The organism is Pseudoalteromonas sp. ABV4_021 (assembly GCF_056159365.1).
The window spans coordinates 2,271,604-2,289,834 of sequence record NZ_JBSWVB010000001.1; the positions used below are offsets into that span (position 1 = coordinate 2,271,604).

An 18,231-nucleotide genomic window follows, 5' to 3' on the forward strand; every position below is an offset into this window, starting at 1 on the left:
GGTAATTGGTCACTTAGGTTAATTGGTATAATAATTAAAAAGAATAATAAGAATACCTGTGCGTTCAATTACTTGTTTATTTCTACTAGCAGTAACCCTTTTCAGCAGCAACTGTTTTGCAGCTCGTGTGGCGATTTTAATTGATGATATTGGTAACCACGCTAACGACTTAACAGCGTTAGATATCTCAGGTGAATTGTCATACGCAATTTTGCCTTATACCCCGTACGCTAAACCCTTTGCAACCAGAGCATCACAACTATCACGCGATGTCATTCTGCATGTACCAATGGAAGCAATCAGTGGTAAAGCGCTAGGTCCTGGCGCACTAACGTCAGATATGGACAAACAGGCATTGCAAACGCAATTGGTTGAAGCATTGAACGATTACCCTGATGTGATTGGCATCAATAATCATATGGGCTCGTTTTTAACACAAAAAGTAGTACCTATGGCGTGGACCATGGAGATCCTTCGTGAGCGCTCATTGTTTTTTATCGATAGTAAAACCACCAAAGACAGCCAGGCTCAAAATATGGCAAAGCTTTTTGGCGTTGCCAATGCATCGCGTCAGGTATTTATAGATAATATTCCGAATGAGAAACAGATGATGTTTCGTTTAAAGCAATTAATTCATATTGCTAAAAAATCGGGAAGCGGTATCGCCATTGCTCACCCCTACCCAGAAACCATTAAATTCCTGCCCCATGCCATTACTGCATTAAAAGAGCAAGGTATTGAACTGGTGCCTGTATCGGAGTTAATCGGCGATAAGCCGATGCAACTCGCGAATCAAACTACGGCGGAATAACAACACCACATAAAATGCTATGTGATGTTGTAGGTTGTTAGGCAAACATTGATTTTACATCATTGAGTAGCTCTGTATATTCATCACTCTCTAAAACACTTACATCACTGAGCACACCTTTATCTACATAGGCTTGCAGTGATTTTTCTTTATCTGCAACAGTCAGTAAGCCCTCACTAATCGCAGCCATACGAATAAAATCAACATAACATGGGTTTTCAGGCTTATATTCTGGGTTAGCCCATAGCTCTGCTACTTCCACAAACTCGTCGGTAAAATCCCATGCACGCATAATATGACCACCGATACGGCCACCGAGTTTTTGAATCGCTTGCGCTAAAAATTGTGGGTTAGCAAACACCTCTTGGTGGCGCTCTGCTTCGGTTAAAATTGGTAAAATACCAATATTATAAACCAGCGATGCCAAGGTAATGGTGTCGATGTTAAGCGAGCTATGCTTGTTATCTTTTAAATGCAGGCTTAACAGCGTAATAGCCGAAGAGGCGACATCAACTGTCTTTTGCCAACTTTTGGATAAATACTCTTTTACCACTTTGTTTTTTGAAATAAACAGTTGTTCCATTGCCATCGCTGTTGCAATATTTTTAATTTGCCTTAAACCAATACGTGTTACCGCTTGATTAAGTGTTGATACTTTAACGGCACGTCCTAAAAACGCACTATTAGCTACTTTAATCATGCGCGCAGACAGTGCGGGATCATGAGCAATAACATCTCCCATATCCATTAAATTAACCTCAGGGTTGTCAGCAGCTTCTCTTACCTTTACTGCAACTTCCGGAAGGGTTGGTAATACCAGTGTATCGTTGTTAATTTTTTCAACCAAAATGGTAAGTAATGCGTTTTCTGTAGACATATAAAGATCGTCCTTTTTATAGTTTTCTGTTTGCTCAAGCGAACTTGTTGCACCGATTAACCAACAGGTTTTTGCCAGCATATCCAAGTAGTTTTATGTTATATTTCAAAGCGCTTTAAACTAAGCTTAGCCTATAAATTTTGCTGCGCTAAACAATTTATTCAGTTAAGTTAAATTGCTCAATTAATTGTAGTAATTGTTCATTACTATATGGTTTCACTGGGAAAGCGCCCCACACAGGTTGTGGCCATGCAATATCGTTTTGATAACGCGCAATGTGATGAATATGTAATTGCTCCACTACATTACCAAGCGCTGCCACATTTAGTTTATAAGGCGAGAATACCTCACGAATTAAATGCTGTAATTGACGTGACTCAAGTTGTAATTGATTCTGCTGCTGCTCTGTTAAATCAATAATATCCCGCGCACCGTCAACCTTTGGTACCAAAATAAACCAAGGATATTGGCTATCATTCATTAAAAGCACTTTACAAAGTGACCAGTCAGCGATCTCTATACAGTCACGTTTTAGCTCTTTTGCTAATTCAAACATCACATTACCTTATAATTTATTTACGTCGTTTATAGCAATTTGTTGCCATTAATTCTATATCTTCATACCATCTGGTTATCACACATAACAGCAACTAAGAGTAAATAATGAATAAAAGATTGATTGCTTTGGCAAGTGCAAGCTTAATCAGCACGAGTGCACTGGCTCAGCCACTGTCTCTTGAGCGCATTTTTTCTGATCCAAGTTTGGCAGGAAAAGCACCGGTAAAATTAAAATTTTCACCTGATGGTAGCCGTGTAACCTATCTGCAAGGCAAAAAAGAAGACTACAACCGTTACGACTTATGGGAATACAACCTAAAAGATAAAACTAATCGACTATTAGTTGATTCAAACAGTATTTTTTCAGGTCCAGAAACTTTATCAGATGAAGAAAAAGCACGTCGTGAACGTATGCGCGTATTCGGTAAAGGCATAATGGAATACATTTGGTCTAAAGACGGCAAAGCGCTTTTATTCCCACTTAATGGTGATATTTTTTATTACGACCTAGCTAAACAGCAATCGCGCAAACTTACCGATACACCAGAGTTTGAAACCGACGCTAAGATTTCACCAAAAGGTAATTTTGTATCTTATATTCGCGCGCAAAATTTATATGTACAAAACCTAACTACGGGTAAAGAAGTCCAGCTAACAACCGACGGCGCAGATACCATTAAAAACGGTATGGCCGAGTTTGTTGCACAAGAAGAAATGAGCCGAATGACAGGTTATTGGTGGAGCGGCGATGAAGCGAAAATCGCATTCACTCGTATCGATGAATCACCTGTTGCTGAAGCTATTCGTAACGAAATATACGCAGACGAAGTAAAGCTTTTTAATCAGCGCTACCCGTTCACTGGCACCAACAATGTTGCTATTCAATTAGGTGTGGTTAGCCTTAACTCGCAGCAGATTGACTGGGTTGATATGGGCGAAGATAAAGATATCTATCTTGCGCGTGCTAAATGGTTAAACGACGACAAGACACTCTCATACCAATGGCAAAACCGTTCTCAACAACGTTTAGAATTGCGTTTTTATAACAGTGAAAGCAAAAAACAAACAGTTGCACTCACTGAAACCAGCGATACTTGGATTAACTTGCATTTCGATTTACGTTTTTTAAACGATAAAAAGCATTTTGTTTGGGCATCTGAGCGCGATGGTTTTAAACACCTATATCTTTATAAAGTAGATGGCACCTTAGTGCGTCAAATCACGCAAGGTGATTGGATTGTTGAAAGCATTAAGAGCATTGACGAAAAAAATGGCCTTATTTACTTTTCAGGCCGTGCTGACACACCACTTGAGAGCCATCTTTACTCGGCAAAGCTATTTGAAGAATCAAAACCTCGCCGTTTAACCGACACAGGTAAATTCCACTCGGTCGTTATGGCGAAAGATAACAAAACCTTTATTGACCGTAGTTCAAGTGTAAACCAACCGGCACAAGTATCGCTACGTGACAACCTAGGTAATTTTATTACTTGGTTAGAACCGAATCGCCTTGATAACAACCACCCTCTTACACCGTATTTAAACGACCTAGTTGAACCAGAATACGGTACATTAAAAGCTGATGACGGCCAACAAATGCATTACCGTTTGTTTAAACCGAAAGCGCTTGAGGCTGGTAAAAAATACCCTGTAATGGTTAACGTTTATGGTGGTCCACATGCGCAGCGTGTTACTAATAGTTGGCGCAGTAAAAACCTCTACTTCCAATACATGGTGCAGCAAGGTTACATTGTGTTCCAATTGGATAACCGTGGTTCATACAACCGAGGTAAAAAGTTTGAAGACCCAATTTACAAACACTTAGGTGAAGTTGAAGTACAAGATCAAATCAAAGGCGTCGAGCTCTTACGTACTTTAGATTTTGTTGACCCTGAGCGTATTGGTATTTATGGCCACAGTTACGGCGGTTACATGGCGTTAATGACAATGTTTAAAGCTGGCGACTACTTTAAAGCTGGCGTATCTGGTGCACCGGTAACTGACTGGGCTCTGTACGATACTCACTACACAGAGCGCTATTTAGGTCACCCACAAACCAATGCTAAAGGCTATGAGCAAAGTGCAGTTTTCCCGTATGCGGAAGGACTCTCTGGCCCTCTAATGATCTATCACGGCATGGCAGACGACAACGTACTGTTTACTCACGCAACTAAGTTATTTAAACAACTGCAAGACAACGCACAACAGTTTGAAATGATGACTTACCCAGGCTCAAAGCACAGCTTGCGCGGTAAAAAAGTACAAACACATCTACACCAAACAATCACCGACTTTTTTAACCGTCACTTCAAACAGTAACGGCTACACAATTAGTCTTATAAACGAAAAGCGGGCTTGCCCGCTTTTTCTATTTCTTTTATAAAAATAATGCCTTAGGTCAAAATATATTTCGAAATTTATAGTCTAATATTAAAACATTCAACGTACCCGGAAGGTGGCATTATGACAACACTTCGCCGCATAAGCATCCAACAAAGATTGGCCATATTGGTTGGCTTAATCGTACTAGGCCTTGCCTTGCTCAGTGCCGCTACATTAAATTCTCAATACGATTTACTTAAAAACGAGTCCTACCAAAAAACAAAAAGCATCGTTGAAGCCGCGCACAGCGTAATTGCCGCCTACCACACAAAACAAATTAGCGGTGAGCTAAGCGAACAACAAGCAAAAGACGCAGCTAAAGCAACTATTAGTAAATTACGATATGAAGGCAATAACTACTATTGGATCAATGACACAACGCCAAACATGATCATGCACCCGATCAAACCTGAACTTAATGGCAAATCACTCAGTAACGTGAAAGATCCTAATGGCGTGAGATTATTTGTCGATATGGCCAATATCGTCAGACAACAAGGGGAAGGCTTTGTGCCATATCAGTGGCCTATGCCGGGAGCTGATGAACCCGTTGATAAAATCTCGTATGTAAAAGGTTTTAAGCCATGGGGCTGGATTATCGGTTCTGGCATTTACCTAGACAATCTCAATAAATTATTTATGCAGCAAGCAACTGCGTTATTAATTGAAGCGCTTTTAATTATTTTAGTTGTCGGCGCGGCGGCATATTTGATTGGTAAAAGTATTATTACTCCTACTATCGAAGCAACTAAATTAATGAAAGATGTTGCGCAGGGTGAAGGCGACTTAACGCGAAAACTCACGACTGATGGCAACGATGAAATTGCGCGACTTTCTGGCTACTTCAATCAATACTCAGACAAAATACGCGACTCATTAAAACAAGTCGCAAGTGCCTCAGAGCAAGTTCTGGTGCAAGCAAACACAGTATCAAAAACCAGTGATAACAGCCAAGAATATATTCAAATGCAGTCTGATAATACCACCCAAGTGGCAACTGCAATGGAGCAAATGACCGCACAGATAAGAGAAGTAAGTGATAACGCAAATGCTGCAGAGCAAGCCGCAAATCAAGCTAGAGAAAACACGCAAGCTGGTAAAGAGGTCGTCACTAAAACCATCAATCAAATAGAATCGCTATCAAATAATATTGACCATGTGAGTGACGTCGTTGCCTCACTCGCCGCAGAAAGTGACAACATTGGCGCTGTACTGGATGTAATTAGAGGCATTGCAGAACAAACCAATTTACTTGCATTAAATGCAGCAATTGAAGCCGCACGCGCAGGTGAACAAGGGCGTGGTTTTGCAGTAGTTGCAGATGAAGTAAGAACACTTGCTAGTCGTACAGGGCAAAGCACGGAAGAAATTCAACAAATGATCCAAAAGTTACAGCAAGGTGCGCAAGAAGCGGTATCTGCGGTAAGTGCGTCGCAGTCAACCTCTCGCGACACTGTCAATCAGGCCAGTCAAGCCGATGAGGTGCTCAATCAAATAGATGAGCTAATGAATGTCATTTCTGAAATGAATAGCCAAATTGCCCGTGCAACAGGTGAGCAAAGCCAAGCAGCTAGCGAAGCAAATATGCGCATCAATGAACTAGCGGGCATGGCAGATGAGTCACTAAATAACACCCATCAATTAAATAGCGCCAGCAATGAGCTGATAGCCAGCAGTGAACAAATGAATGCTGTGGTGAATCGCTTTAAATTAGAGTAATACTAGGGTCTGTTGACCTTTTAAGTTCGTTTTTGCAGCAGTTTGATTGGCTTTTATACAAGGCAGAGGCTGCGTGGCATAGTTATTCTATGTGAGCCAGCCGATAACACAGTAGAAAAGCCAATCAAGCGCTGCCGAACGGTTCTTTTGAGCGCACTTTTCTCATTGTTGCCTACATGGATGTAGGTAAGGGGCGAGAGCAGGACGCGTAAGCTTTGCTCAATATTCGCTTAGATTACTAGGCCACACATCGAGCGCCGCGATAAAAGCACGTTCAAACAGAACAAAAATAGAACAGCAAAGATCAACAGACCCTAGAGTTTATTGATACATCAAGAAAGGCCGAACAACTGTTCGGCCTTTTTATAGCTAAGTACAATTACTAACGCCTTATCACGAGTCGAGATAGGTTAACCTTAGGCTCTGATAAGCAGTAACTACTTGCACCTAAAGTTATTTACAAAATGTCGCGTAAATACTTGCAAGTGACGCTGCAGTTGGTTTGCCGTGTTGCCAGTCGCCGCCCTCAACACCACTGCCCGCAATATCAACATGAATGTAAGGAATTGGCAGTTCTGAATTTGCACCGTGCTTATCAAGACCTGATGCCACAGCTAAGAATGCCATTGGGAACTGATGGCCACGGGCAGTAATTGCTGATGGCGCATTGTTACTCGACAATACGTCGTCTGCTAACGTTTTAGGTGCGATAAAGCTATAGTCTTCACGGCGTTCGCGCGATACTTCAGAACCATCAGCCCATAAATCACCTTGCGTTGCGATATTGTGCGATAAGTTAAGCGCTCTTGACGCACCATTTTCAACAAGCGCAGTATAAGGTCCCATTGCTCGTGCAGCGTGCCCTGTTAATGTTGCAACGGTAAATACGACGGGGTTAACTTCACCCTTAGCGACATCTTTAATTTCACTTAATAGGTCGCCCATTGCCAAGCGTCCTTCCGCATCAGTATTACCAATGCGTACGCGCACGCCTTCACGGCTAGTGATAATTTCATCTGGTACAAAACAGTCAGAGCCGATGGAATTACGAACAACTGCTAAGTAGGCTACTACTTTAACCCCTTTAGGTTGATGTTCAGCAATACTCTTCATAAAGCCAGCAACTGATGCAGCGCCACCTTTATCACGGCTCATGCCAGCCATTGCACCACCTACTTTTAAGTCTGCACCACCTGTGTCGTAAACAAGGCCTTTACCAACAAATAATAGCGTACGTTCAATATCACCTTCAGGCACATATTCAAGCTTAACAACACGCGGGTGATGACGCTCTACCGCGTATGATGCGCGCGCTACCGTGCTAAGCATTGGGTAATTTTTATCAATAAATTGAGTATCTGAAATCACCTCTACCGATACTGCACTGTTGGCAAACAAGCTTTCACAGTACTCTGCAAATTTAGGAGGTGCCATACGCTCGGGTTCAGTACCGCAAAGGTCGCGCGCAGCGTACTGACCTTGTGCAATAGCATTTGCATAGTGGCTATCAAATTCGCCAATAACAGTAATAGATTGAATTGGTTCAATTGCCGCACCGTGGAATTCACGTGCTTCAAGCGGTTGCCATAATGCTTGGCAAGCACCTAAATACGCTACGGTTGTTGCTTGCTGATAACGCTCATCTAATTGACCCAAGACTAAAATTGCAGGGTTTGTTGCACCCGCTTGTTTTGCTTCTAGTACACCTTGTTTTGCCGCGTCGAAATAGCGGCGCACATCGTCATAGTCACGCTCTAAAGGACCTGTTGGTGCAATCACTAAACGTTTTCCAGGTGCATTGTCATTCACCAATAATAATGCTTTTTGGCCTATGCGCTTATCGAATTGCGCAGTAGCCATTACGCTATCGCGAAAATCATTAGGGAGTAATGCTAAGTCTGGCGAGATAATAATTAAACTATCAACATATTGAGGTAAATCTGAAATTGATGCCGCTTGCAGGGCCTTTGGTGAAGTCATTTTTGAACCTTACTGAACGAATAAATACGCGCAATGTTGTCGCGTAAGTTTAGAAAAGATGGCTTAAATATGAGGGCAAATTTATAAAAATCAAGATTCAAACATTGCAAGCTGCTCTTGTTCGTAGCTATTTTCAGACAAGCCAACACCTAAACCGAGTAATCTCACGCCTTTATTTCCACCTCGTAAGTAGGCTTTTTCAATTAAACGCGTAAAAATATCATCATCTAAATGGGTGCAGCTGTAATCCGCGGTTGTTGAAACAAAATCATTAAACTTAACTTTTACCGAAAGCTTGGATACTTTGTTTAACAACCCTTTACTTTGCAGCCTTGTATCAAGCTCATCTTTTAATTTTGGTAGCTCTTCTAAGCATTGTTCTAGCGATGTTTTATCATATTCGTAGGTATGCTCAACTGAAAGTGACTTTCTAATACGTGATGTATTTATCTTGCCAATCACCTCGCCATTACACTTTTTAAATAACTCTGCGCCCCAGGTGCCAAACTTTACCTGCATTTGATTTAAACCAAGGTTTAATACATCTTCACCAACAAATAAACCTGATGCATTCAATTTCTCTAAGGTTACTTTGCCTACACCAGGAATTTTTTTAAGGTTAAGCGCTTTAAGAAACCCCTGCACCCGATGAGGTGGGATCAAACAATAGCCATTTGGTTTGTTTTCATCACTGGCAATTTTCGCCACAAATTTAATGGGTGCGATTCCCGCCGATGCCGTTAATCCTGTTGTTTCAAAAATCTCATCACGAATCGCATTAGCGATAAGCGTTGCGCTACCAGAGTGCTGCGTGCAATCGGTTACATCTAAATAGGCTTCATCTAAAGAAAGCGGTTCAATCAGATCTGTGTATTTGGCGAAAATCTCTCTAATTTGATTAGACACTTCTTTGTATACTGCCATTCTGCCAGGAACAATCAGTAATTCTGGGCACAGTTGCAGCGCTTTATAGTTAGACATAGCTGAGCGCACACCATATTGACGCGCAATATAGTTTGCCGTTGCCAACACACCACGACGGTGTTTACCGCCAATTGCGATTGGCTTATCTCTCAACTCTGGATTGTCTCGCATTTCGACTGCTGCATAAAAACAATCCATATCAATATGTATAAATTTTTTCAAAATCACAAAGCACTGTTTATATATACAGTTTATTATGTATCAAACTTATTTGATTCAGCAAGTTTTTATTTTGCAGCGTATTAAGTTTTAAGATGCCTTTATTTGCATTTGATTATTGATAAGAAAATGAATGCAGATAACAGCATAAGTAGAACATTAAAGTTTTGTAAATGTTCATTTAGGTACAATAAATATCCGCAGAAAACGACGATTAAAACATCTTGAAAGGAAAATATATTCGGCTATGGCAACTAGTCAAAGTCACTAACATTTCGTAAATATCACCAAAAGAAGAAAAGCCAAAAACAATAAACCACTGATAAATAGCAATTTAATTTTTTGGCACTATTTCTGCTAATAACTAGAAAATTATAATATTTGAAATATCATTCAAGGATCTTCTATGAAATACTTAGTTTTAGCATCAGCGCTCACATTGCCACTTTTAACAGGCTGTGTTGTTGCAGTAGGCGGTGAAGGCAAATCAGACTACTCATCTAGCTGGGAAAGAACCCATGAAAAAAACCGCAAAGCGATTGCCAATATGGAAATTGGAAAAGAGTATCAACACGTGATCAATAAACTTGGTACGCCAAATTTTTCTGAGCTAGTAAAACAAAACGACACTGAATATCGCGTTCTTTACTACGCAACAAACTCTATTCATTCTGACGGTAAAACAACAAAAGACGAATGTACGCCGCTTGTGTTTAAAAATAATCAACTAACAGGCTGGGGCGAGCACGCTCTTGAGCAGTTAAAAAATTAATATGTGTAAGGGCGAAATGTTTCGCCCTTTTCTTTAAAACCCTTTTAAATCAATCTATTTACATCTACTTACATTTATTCGTTGACTATTACGACAAGTTTCGTAATATTAATTACGAAAGGCATCGTAATTAGGTGGATAAAATGGATAGATACAATCTAGTCGTCGGTCACAACGACCCAACATTCTCAGACATTCTGTCACAACAAATCGACAACTCACTTTTTGAGCTAACAAATGTTGAATCTTGTTTTGCCAAATTAATAGCAGCCTGTAAAAAAACCAGTGCCAAAGTACTTTTTGTACAAAATGAGCTTATTCAAGAACATGATTGGCCTACACTTCAATCATTAGCAGACTCAACTGAAATCATATTATTATCAAGCAATCGCGTTGATGCAGCTAAGGCATTTGAATGTGGTTTATTTGATTTTATTTTAGAACCAATGGGCAATTCTCGTTTAGGCAAAACATTAGATAAGCTAGCCAGAATGCTCGCGCCTGAAAAACAGCAATTTGAATTGATGAGCTCACTGGTACAACGATTTTCGTCTAACCAATTAGATGACCAGCAAATCGTTTTAAAAGACGCCGGTAGAATAAAATTTTTAACACCTGATGAAATTTCTTGGGTTGGCGGCGCTGGAAACTACGTTGAATTGCACCTCAACCAAGATGAGCGAACGATTTTACATCGCCAAACATTATCTTCAATGGAACAGCAGCTATCGCCATTTGGCTTTATTCGCATCCATCGCTCTGCGATCATCAAAAAGCAAGCAATACGCGAAATTCGCCCTACTGATAACGGCGACTATATTGTTACCTTAAAAGACGGCGCCAATCTCAATTTATCCCGACGTTACAAGCAAAACATGCAAGGATTAATTGGTTGACAAATAAACTCTATCTCGTAGAGTAAATAACAACCTACGAAAAGTGACGTAATTATGAATAAGAATAAACGCGTGCCAACAAGTGCAGAACTCAACATTCTTAATGTGCTGTGGCGTATACAGCCCGCCACTGTTCGCACTTTGCATGAACATATCAGTGAAAGCCAAAAAATAGGCTACACCACTGTGCTTAAAATGCTACAAATCATGCACGAAAAAGGCCTTGTTACACGTGATGAATCAACTCGTGCGCATGTCTACAGCGCGGCATATACAGTGGAACACACCCAATCATCTTTACTGTCAGACATTGTTAACAAAGCGTTTGGTGGGTCACGTTTTGATCTGGTGATGCGCGCACTTGGCGACGAAAAAGCCAGTACTAAAGAAATTAATGAAATTCGTACTCTGTTAGATTCTCTCGAAAAAAATAATAAGTAAGCACACGTTATGGATATACTGCCCTCATTATTAGAAAGTAATACTCTCTATTTTATCTCTCTCACTCTATTACATTTTTTATGGCAAGGCTTAGTTATTGCGGGCCTACTTTTCTGTGTAAATAAACTTACCAGCAATAAGCACAGCCAATTCCGTTATATTTTCTCATTATTCTGTTTACTGCTTTGTGTTATTGCGCCAACAGTTACTTTTTATGTACTGTCGCAACCTGACGAAATAATTAATGTAAGCACATTTACAACAAACGACGTTATTGCATCACCAATAGCGCCTTCTGGTATGTCTAAAACTGCGCATCAGATTCAGTTAGCTGATTATACGCCGCTAGTTGCCGTGCTGTGGATGACTGGCATTATTGTGTTAAGCATGCGTCTTACTTTACAAATGCTGCAAGTGCACAGGCTTACAACAATTAATATTGTGCAGCCATCAGATAAGCTAGAGTTAATTTTCAACCAGCTTAAAGAGCGCCTTTTTGTAACTAAACGTGCTCGTTTGGTTATATCGTTAACAGCGCACGTACCTATGGCAATTGGCTGGATAAAGCCCGTGGTGTTGCTGCCAGCAAATTTGGCAAGCGGGTTATCAATCGCCCAACTAGAAATGCTAATGGCACACGAGCTTGCACATATCAAACGTTATGATTATTTAGTCAACCTAATACAAACATTTGTTGAGTTAGTCTTATTCTTCCACCCAGCAGTTAAGTGGATTTCTAAACAAATTCGACAAGAACGTGAGTATTGCTGTGATGATTTAGCAATCCACCACTGTGGTAACCAGTTAGTGTATGCCAGAGCGTTAGCTGAAGCAGAAGTGCTTAGACACAATATTCCTGAGCTTGCCATGGCAGCAACAGGTGGTGACTTATCATCACGTATTCATCGCGCCGTAGGTCAGCATAGCTGTGCGCCACGCTATGGTAACCAATGGCTCGCCGCACTCGCTGCAGCATTCGTTATTCCAAGCATATTTACCGCCTCTAAAGTTATTGCGATGACACAGACCGAGCTGGCGCCAGTTCCACCAACTAACCAGCAACACGTTATGGTGCTAGACGCAAAGGTTGCTGAAAATAAAAAGCCACAACAACCGATTGTTAAGAAAAACAAAGAACAACAAGCCAGTGAACCGCTTGAAACAACAGTTGCTAAAGTAGAAGAAAGCCTTACAGAAAAAGCATCAATTAAGAGTACTGTTGTAGCTAAATCAACCAATAAAACACATACTCAAATTGAAAACACAGTGAGCGATACAAAACCTGCACCCAAATTAACATCAAAGGAAAGTTCGCTCTCAAAAACGCGTGATACAAACGAAAGTAGCGTTACTGACGTAAACAAAAAAGAAGCTGCTGAACAGCAAACAATAGCAAGTAAACAGACAGAGCAAAAAGCGAAGTCAGCGGTAGTTGCAAAAGTTCAAGCAGATAAGACTATTGAATCGACGAAAGTAAAAACTCAGCAAATTAGCAAGCGCAAAATCAATCAATTAGCGGCTAACGCAAACCAACCTGTTAAAACACCATCGGTTGCAAAAACCGAACACGCGGAAAAGTTAACTACTGCGCCAGTAGTAAAAAAACAGCCCGAAAAAACAACGGTGGCTGTAGAGCCAAAATTTACTAGCGCCAAGCTTATTCATTCGGTTATTCCTGAGCACCCAAGAATGCCATCATCAAGACAGAATCACGTGGATGTTGCAGTAACATTTACTATTGATGAGCAAGGTCATGTTAGAGATATAGAGTATAGGGGTAATGTAAATAGCCGATTCAAGCGCTCCATTGCACGCGCCCTTAAAGAATGGCGTTTTGAGCCTGCAATGAAGGGTGATAAAAAGGTTTCAACTAAGATGAGTAAAATCTTTGGCTTTAGTGACCCAGGCCAATACCTACGACCCGTTACAGGCAGTAGAATTGCAAATAGATATAGATAAATAAGTAAAAGGCCATCAATTGATGGCCTTTTTTATAATGATTGACCAGTCCTAAATAAGGTTGACACTTTTCCAACTTAAATTTGGAGAATGTTATGAACCCTATATCTAAGAGAACTCAAAAAGATTATTCACTTGCCTTTAAATTATCAATTGTGGAAAAAGTAGAAAAAGGCGAGTGTACATACAAACAAGCGCAAGACCACTATGGTATCCAAGGTGCTTCAACAGTTTTAGTTTGGCTTCGTAAGCATGGTCGACTAGATTGGAGTAAGGGAACACCTAATCACATGAGTGAGGCTACCGGTATGTCAGAGCCTAAAGATTTAACACCAGAGCAAAAGATTAAAGCCCTTGAGAAAGAGTTAGAAGATACCAAGTTAAAAGCCGAGTTCTTCGAGAAAATTGTCGATGTGCTTGATAAAGACTTTGGGGTACGTATCACAAAAAAGCAACGCGACAGGTTGTTGAATCAAAAGTCATAGCCAAACTGTCAGTGACCAAGGCGTGTAAGTACTTGGGTATAACACGACAAGCTTATTATAAACGCTGTAAAGTGGCGGTAATAAAAGAGCAGTTTGAGCAACGAGTATTATCGTTCGTAAAGGCACAGCGGATGACTCATCCTCGCATTGGTACCAGAAAGTTACAGTACATAATGCAACAGTCAGAGCTACACATTGGCCGAGACCACTTGTTTGCCTTACTGAGAGTAAACCGCTTATTAGTGCTAACTAAGCGCGCCTATCACCGAACAACACAGAGTCTGCATCGATTTTATAAACACCCAAACATCATAAAAGATGGGATTGAATTAACTCGTCCAGAGCAATTATGGGTGGCGGATATCACTTACCTGCCAACGAAAGAATGCGAGTCCTATCTAAGTCTAGTAACAGATGCTTACTCTAGAAAAATAGTGGGTTATAGCCTAAGTGATAATTTAAAAACGAGTTCAGTAAAACAGGCGTTTAAACAAGCGTTAAAAAATAGAAAAGTCACTTCACCTCTTATCCATCATTCTGATAGAGGTATTCAATATTGCTCACATGAATACCAACGCATACACGAAGAATATGGCATAACGTGCTCAATGACAGATGGATATGACTGCTACCAAAATGCCTTGGCGGAACGCGTAAACGGTATACTGAAAAACGAGTATTTACTGACAAAGCCTAATAACTTGGAAGAAGCTGCGAAAATGGTGAAACAATCCATTGATATCTATAATCAAAGAAGGCCACACACGGCTTTAAAATACAAAACGCCCGATGAAGTTCATCGAGCGTTTTAATATTAAAAGTGTCAACTCATGCTAGGATGGGTCAGATTAAATGATGCGATCTTTATTCCAGCGACGCTCTTTTGCTAAACGCTGTTTACGTGCTTCACATGGGTCGTCGCAGTCACATACTTTATCTATGCCCATTGCACCTAAGCCACCACAGCTACTCGCCATTGATTTCTTTTGTACAATTACACCCACAGCCATTGCTAGTGCAATAATAACGAGTAATCCAAAAGTAAGAAAAAATATAGACATAGTTGGCCCCTTAAAAAAGTGTCGCAATTATACGCGCTCAAGACAAAAAATGTAATATTGTATTGGCTAATACTTGACCCAAAGCAAGGCAAAATTCAAAACAGTCTCACACTCAAATATGTAAATCGAGCAACTCAAAACACCAAGTTGCTCCATAAAGCAAATAAATAACTTACAGGTACGGCTTAAACGCGTTGCTGGCGTAAGTTTCCAAACCTTTTGGTGTTTTACTAATGAGGTAAACGGCCAGGTTATGTTGCTCTGCATATTGTTTCGCTTGCTCTGTGCCCATTACTGTTAGCGCAGTCGCTAAACCATCCGCTGTCATTGCTGACGCATGCAGCACTGTTACCGAAACTAAGTCCTGACGCACCGGCTTGCCCGTTTCAGGGTGTATAAGATGAGAGTAATGTACGCCATCGACATCGTAAAATATACGATAGTCACCTGAAGTTGCCATAGCAATGTCATTTACGCGAATTAACTTATGAAACTCACGTGTACCAGGTTCACTATCTGGTTGTTCGATAGCCAATACCCAAGGCACGTTGTTTGGCTTGTGACCTGAAGTACGAATTTCGCCGCCAATTTCAACCATGTAATTAGTTAAAGACAATGAGTCTAAATATTCAGCTACTTTATCAATACCAAAGCCTTTCGCTGTTGCCGAATAACTTATCTCTAACCCTTCAACTGTCTTCATCAATCCTTGTTCTGATAACTTAAGCTTATCAACACCCATATGTTGCTTTATTTCAGCAATCACATCATCGCTCGGAATGGTTTCAGGGCGGTTGTCAGGCCCAAAACCCCATAAATCGATTAAAGGTCCCATAGTCACATCAAGCGTCTTTGTGCTTAAGCCTAAACGAATTGACTCAGCAGTAACGCGGCGGAAATCTTCAGAAATAGGAAAGTTTTGATGCGCAGCTAAACGGTTAAACTGATTGATTTCAGAATCAGGAATATACGTAGACATGGATTGGTTTACGTCTTTCAACAGGCTTGTTACATCACTGAATAAGCTCAGCTCCTGCACTCTTTGTTCTGGCACAAACACCTTAATTGTGAAGGTTGTGCCCATGGTCTTGCCTTGCAACAACACCTCTTGCATCTTGGTTTCTTTAGCCGCCTGATCACAGCCAACTAGGGTCATTAGAATCAGAAAAAAAGCAAAATAGTATATTCGTTTCATAAACTTATTATCTTGTAATAAAAAAGGCTCCTAAATCATTATAGTCGATTTAGGAGCCTGAATTGTATCGTAAAAATTTATCTTTTTACCTGTGAATTAACCACCGAAGTCATCTAGTAGGATGTTTTCATCTTCAACACCCAAGTCTTTCAGCATGTTAATTACTGCCGCGTTCATCATCGGCGGACCACACATGTAGTATTCACAGTCTTCCGGTGCTTCATGATCACGTAAATAGTTTTCATAAAGAACATTATGGATAAAGCCTGTGTAACCTTCCCAGTTATCTTCTGGTTGTGGATCTGATAATGCACAGTGCCATACGAAGTTATCATTCTCAGCTTGTAGGCCATCGAAATCTTCAACGTAGAACATTTCACGCTTAGAACGCGCACCGTACCAGAAGCTCATCTTGCGGTCAGAGTTAAGACGCTTAAGCTGGTCGAAAATGTGTGAACGCATTGGTGCCATACCTGCACCACCACCAACGAATACCATTTCTGCGTCTGTGTCTTTCGCGAAGAACTCACCGAACGGACCAGAAATCGTAACCTTATCACCTTCTTTAAGTGACCAGATGTAAGATGACATCTTACCGCAAGGTAAGCTTAAATCACGCGGCGGCGGCGTAGCAATACGCACGTTAAGCATGATAATGCCTTCTTCTTCTGGGTAGTTAGCCATTGAATATGCACGGATAGTCTCTTCATCAACTTTTGACTCAAGGCCAAAGAAGCCAAAATGCTCCCAATCACCACGATACTCTTCAGGAATATCGAAATCAGCATATTTAACATGGTGAGCTGGCGCTTCAATCTGGATGTAACCACCTGCACGGAACGGTACAGACTCGCCATCAGGAATTGCAAGCTTAAGCTCTTTGATGAATGTCGCTTTGTTATCATTTGAGATAACTGTACATTCCCACTTTTTAACACCGAAAATTGACTCTTCAAGTTCAATTTCCATGTCGCCTTTAACAGCAACCTGACACGCTAAACGACAACCTTCACGCGCTTCACCTTTAGTAATATGGTCAAGCTCAGTTGGTAGAATGTCACCACCACCTGAATGAACGTCTACGCGACACTGACCACATGAGCCACCGCCACCACATGCAGATGATACGAAGATACCTGCATCGGCTAATGCGCCTAAAAGTTTTGAACCTGGCTGTGTGATAATCGCTTTTTCAGGATCACCATTAACACCAATCGTTACGTTACCGCTAGGTACTAGTTTTGATTTAGCCGCGATGATAATCAGGACTAAGATCACAACAATAGCGATAAACATGCTTACGCCTAATACAACTGTTTCCATCGTATAGTTTCCTCGCTACCTTAAAGTGAAATACCAGAGAATGACATAAAGCCGAGACCCATAAGACCTACAGTAATAAAGGTAATACCTAAACCACGAAGACCGTCTGGAATGTCAGCATACTTCATCTTCTCTCGAATACCCGCTAACGCAACAATCGCAAGCGCCCAACCAACACCAGAACCAATACCAAATACAACTGATTCTGTGAAGTTATAGTTACGCTCAACCATGAATGCTACTGCACCAAAAATCGCACAGTTTACGGTGATAAGTGGTAAGAAGATACCCAGCGCGTTGTATAGCGGTGGGAAGAACTTATCAAGTGCCATTTCAAGGATTTGCACAAGTGCTGCGATAACACCGATGAATGTTAGGAACTTAAGGAAGCTTAAGTCAGCTTCAGGGTAACCTAACCACTCAAGTGCACCAGGTGCAAGCAAGTTGTGGTAAACCAAGTTGTTTACTGGTACTGCAACACCTAGTACGAAGATTACAGCAACACCAAGACCTAAAGAGGTAGTAACTTTCTTTGATACCGCTAGGAATGTACACATACCTAGGAAGAAAGAAAGCGCTAAGTTTTCAATGAAAACCGCTTTGATAAATAGATTAATATAATGTTCCAT

At 40.8% G+C, this 18,231-nt stretch carries 16 protein-coding genes; 8 read left to right on the forward strand and 8 right to left on the reverse strand.

Annotated features, from left to right (window positions below; all coding sequences use genetic code 11):
• Positions 1-58 precede the first annotated feature (58 nt).
• A complete protein-coding gene (locus ACXAFE_RS10590; protein ID WP_475152163.1) occupies positions 59-811 on the forward strand; it encodes a divergent polysaccharide deacetylase family protein in 753 nt (250 codons plus the stop codon).
• Positions 812-848: 37 nt separating this feature from the next.
• Here the strand turns inward: ACXAFE_RS10590 and ACXAFE_RS10595 are convergent, their stop codons facing one another.
• Positions 849-1,688: an HDOD domain-containing protein gene (locus ACXAFE_RS10595; protein ID WP_475152169.1), complete on the reverse strand. Its 840-nt coding sequence runs from the start codon at positions 1,686-1,688 to the stop codon at positions 849-851.
• A gap of 157 nt (positions 1,689-1,845) precedes the next feature.
• Positions 1,846-2,244: an HIT domain-containing protein gene (locus ACXAFE_RS10600; protein WP_475152172.1), complete on the reverse strand. Its 399-nt coding sequence runs from the start codon at positions 2,242-2,244 to the stop codon at positions 1,846-1,848.
• 107 nt (positions 2,245-2,351) lie between these two features.
• On the opposite strand from ACXAFE_RS10600, the gene ACXAFE_RS10605 reads away from it, so the two are divergent.
• Positions 2,352-4,565 carry a S9 family peptidase gene (locus tag ACXAFE_RS10605; protein WP_475152176.1) on the forward strand — a complete coding sequence of 738 codons (2,214 nt, stop codon included), beginning with the start codon at positions 2,352-2,354 and terminating at the stop codon, positions 4,563-4,565.
• Positions 4,566-4,709: 144 nt separating this feature from the next.
• Positions 4,710-6,347, forward strand: a complete 1,638-nt coding sequence (locus tag ACXAFE_RS10610) for a methyl-accepting chemotaxis protein (protein WP_475152180.1) — start codon at positions 4,710-4,712, stop codon at positions 6,345-6,347.
• Between the two features lie 453 nt (positions 6,348-6,800).
• On the opposite strand, the gene ACXAFE_RS10615 is transcribed toward ACXAFE_RS10610, so the two are convergent.
• Complete coding sequence (locus ACXAFE_RS10615; protein ID WP_475152182.1) at positions 6,801-8,327, reverse strand: M17 family metallopeptidase; 1,527 nt, start codon at positions 8,325-8,327, stop codon at positions 6,801-6,803.
• Positions 8,328-8,417: 90 nt separating this feature from the next.
• Positions 8,418-9,473, reverse strand: a complete 1,056-nt coding sequence (gene dinB / locus ACXAFE_RS10620; protein WP_475152187.1) for a DNA polymerase IV — start codon at positions 9,471-9,473, stop codon at positions 8,418-8,420.
• 403 nt (positions 9,474-9,876) lie between these two features.
• Between dinB and ACXAFE_RS10625 the strand changes: the two genes are divergently transcribed.
• The 5 genes from ACXAFE_RS10625 (at position 9,877) to ACXAFE_RS10645 (ending at position 14,835) form a co-directional block, all read left to right on the forward strand.
• On the forward strand, positions 9,877-10,242 hold the full coding sequence (locus ACXAFE_RS10625) for a DUF3192 domain-containing protein (RefSeq protein ID WP_010561772.1): 366 nt from the start codon (positions 9,877-9,879) through the stop codon (positions 10,240-10,242).
• Positions 10,243-10,385: 143 nt separating this feature from the next.
• A complete protein-coding gene (locus ACXAFE_RS10630) occupies positions 10,386-11,138 on the forward strand; it encodes a LytR/AlgR family response regulator transcription factor (protein ID WP_475152190.1) in 753 nt (250 codons plus the stop codon).
• 54 nt (positions 11,139-11,192) lie between these two features.
• Positions 11,193-11,579 (forward strand): BlaI/MecI/CopY family transcriptional regulator, encoded by a 387-nt coding sequence (locus ACXAFE_RS10635; RefSeq protein ID WP_475152192.1) that lies wholly within the window; start codon positions 11,193-11,195, stop codon positions 11,577-11,579.
• 9 nt (positions 11,580-11,588) lie between these two features.
• Positions 11,589-13,538: a M56 family metallopeptidase gene (locus tag ACXAFE_RS10640; RefSeq protein WP_475152194.1), complete on the forward strand. Its 1,950-nt coding sequence runs from the start codon at positions 11,589-11,591 to the stop codon at positions 13,536-13,538.
• 95 nt (positions 13,539-13,633) lie between these two features.
• Positions 13,634-14,835 (forward strand): IS3 family transposase gene (locus ACXAFE_RS10645; RefSeq protein ID WP_475149860.1). Its coding sequence is split into 2 segments (ribosomal slippage): positions 13,634-13,982 and positions 13,982-14,835, totalling 1,203 coding nucleotides; the frame shifts between segments, so codons are not numbered across the junction.
• A gap of 36 nt (positions 14,836-14,871) precedes the next feature.
• On the opposite strand, the gene nqrM is transcribed toward ACXAFE_RS10645, so the two are convergent.
• The 4 genes from nqrM to nqrE all read right to left on the reverse strand — a co-directional run bounded on the left by nqrM (position 14,872) and on the right by nqrE (position 18,231).
• A complete protein-coding gene (nqrM, locus tag ACXAFE_RS10650; RefSeq protein ID WP_010561776.1) occupies positions 14,872-15,084 on the reverse strand; it encodes a (Na+)-NQR maturation NqrM in 213 nt (70 codons plus the stop codon).
• Between the two features lie 172 nt (positions 15,085-15,256).
• Complete coding sequence (locus ACXAFE_RS10655; protein WP_475152198.1) at positions 15,257-16,279, reverse strand: FAD:protein FMN transferase; 1,023 nt, start codon at positions 16,277-16,279, stop codon at positions 15,257-15,259.
• A 96-nt stretch (positions 16,280-16,375) separates the two neighbouring features.
• Entirely contained in the window at positions 16,376-17,602 is a 1,227-nt protein-coding gene (gene nqrF, locus ACXAFE_RS10660) for an NADH:ubiquinone reductase (Na(+)-transporting) subunit F (protein WP_010561778.1), read from the reverse strand.
• A 20-nt stretch (positions 17,603-17,622) separates the two neighbouring features.
• On the reverse strand, positions 17,623-18,231 hold the full coding sequence (nqrE, locus tag ACXAFE_RS10665; protein ID WP_010561779.1) for an NADH:ubiquinone reductase (Na(+)-transporting) subunit E: 609 nt from the start codon (positions 18,229-18,231) through the stop codon (positions 17,623-17,625).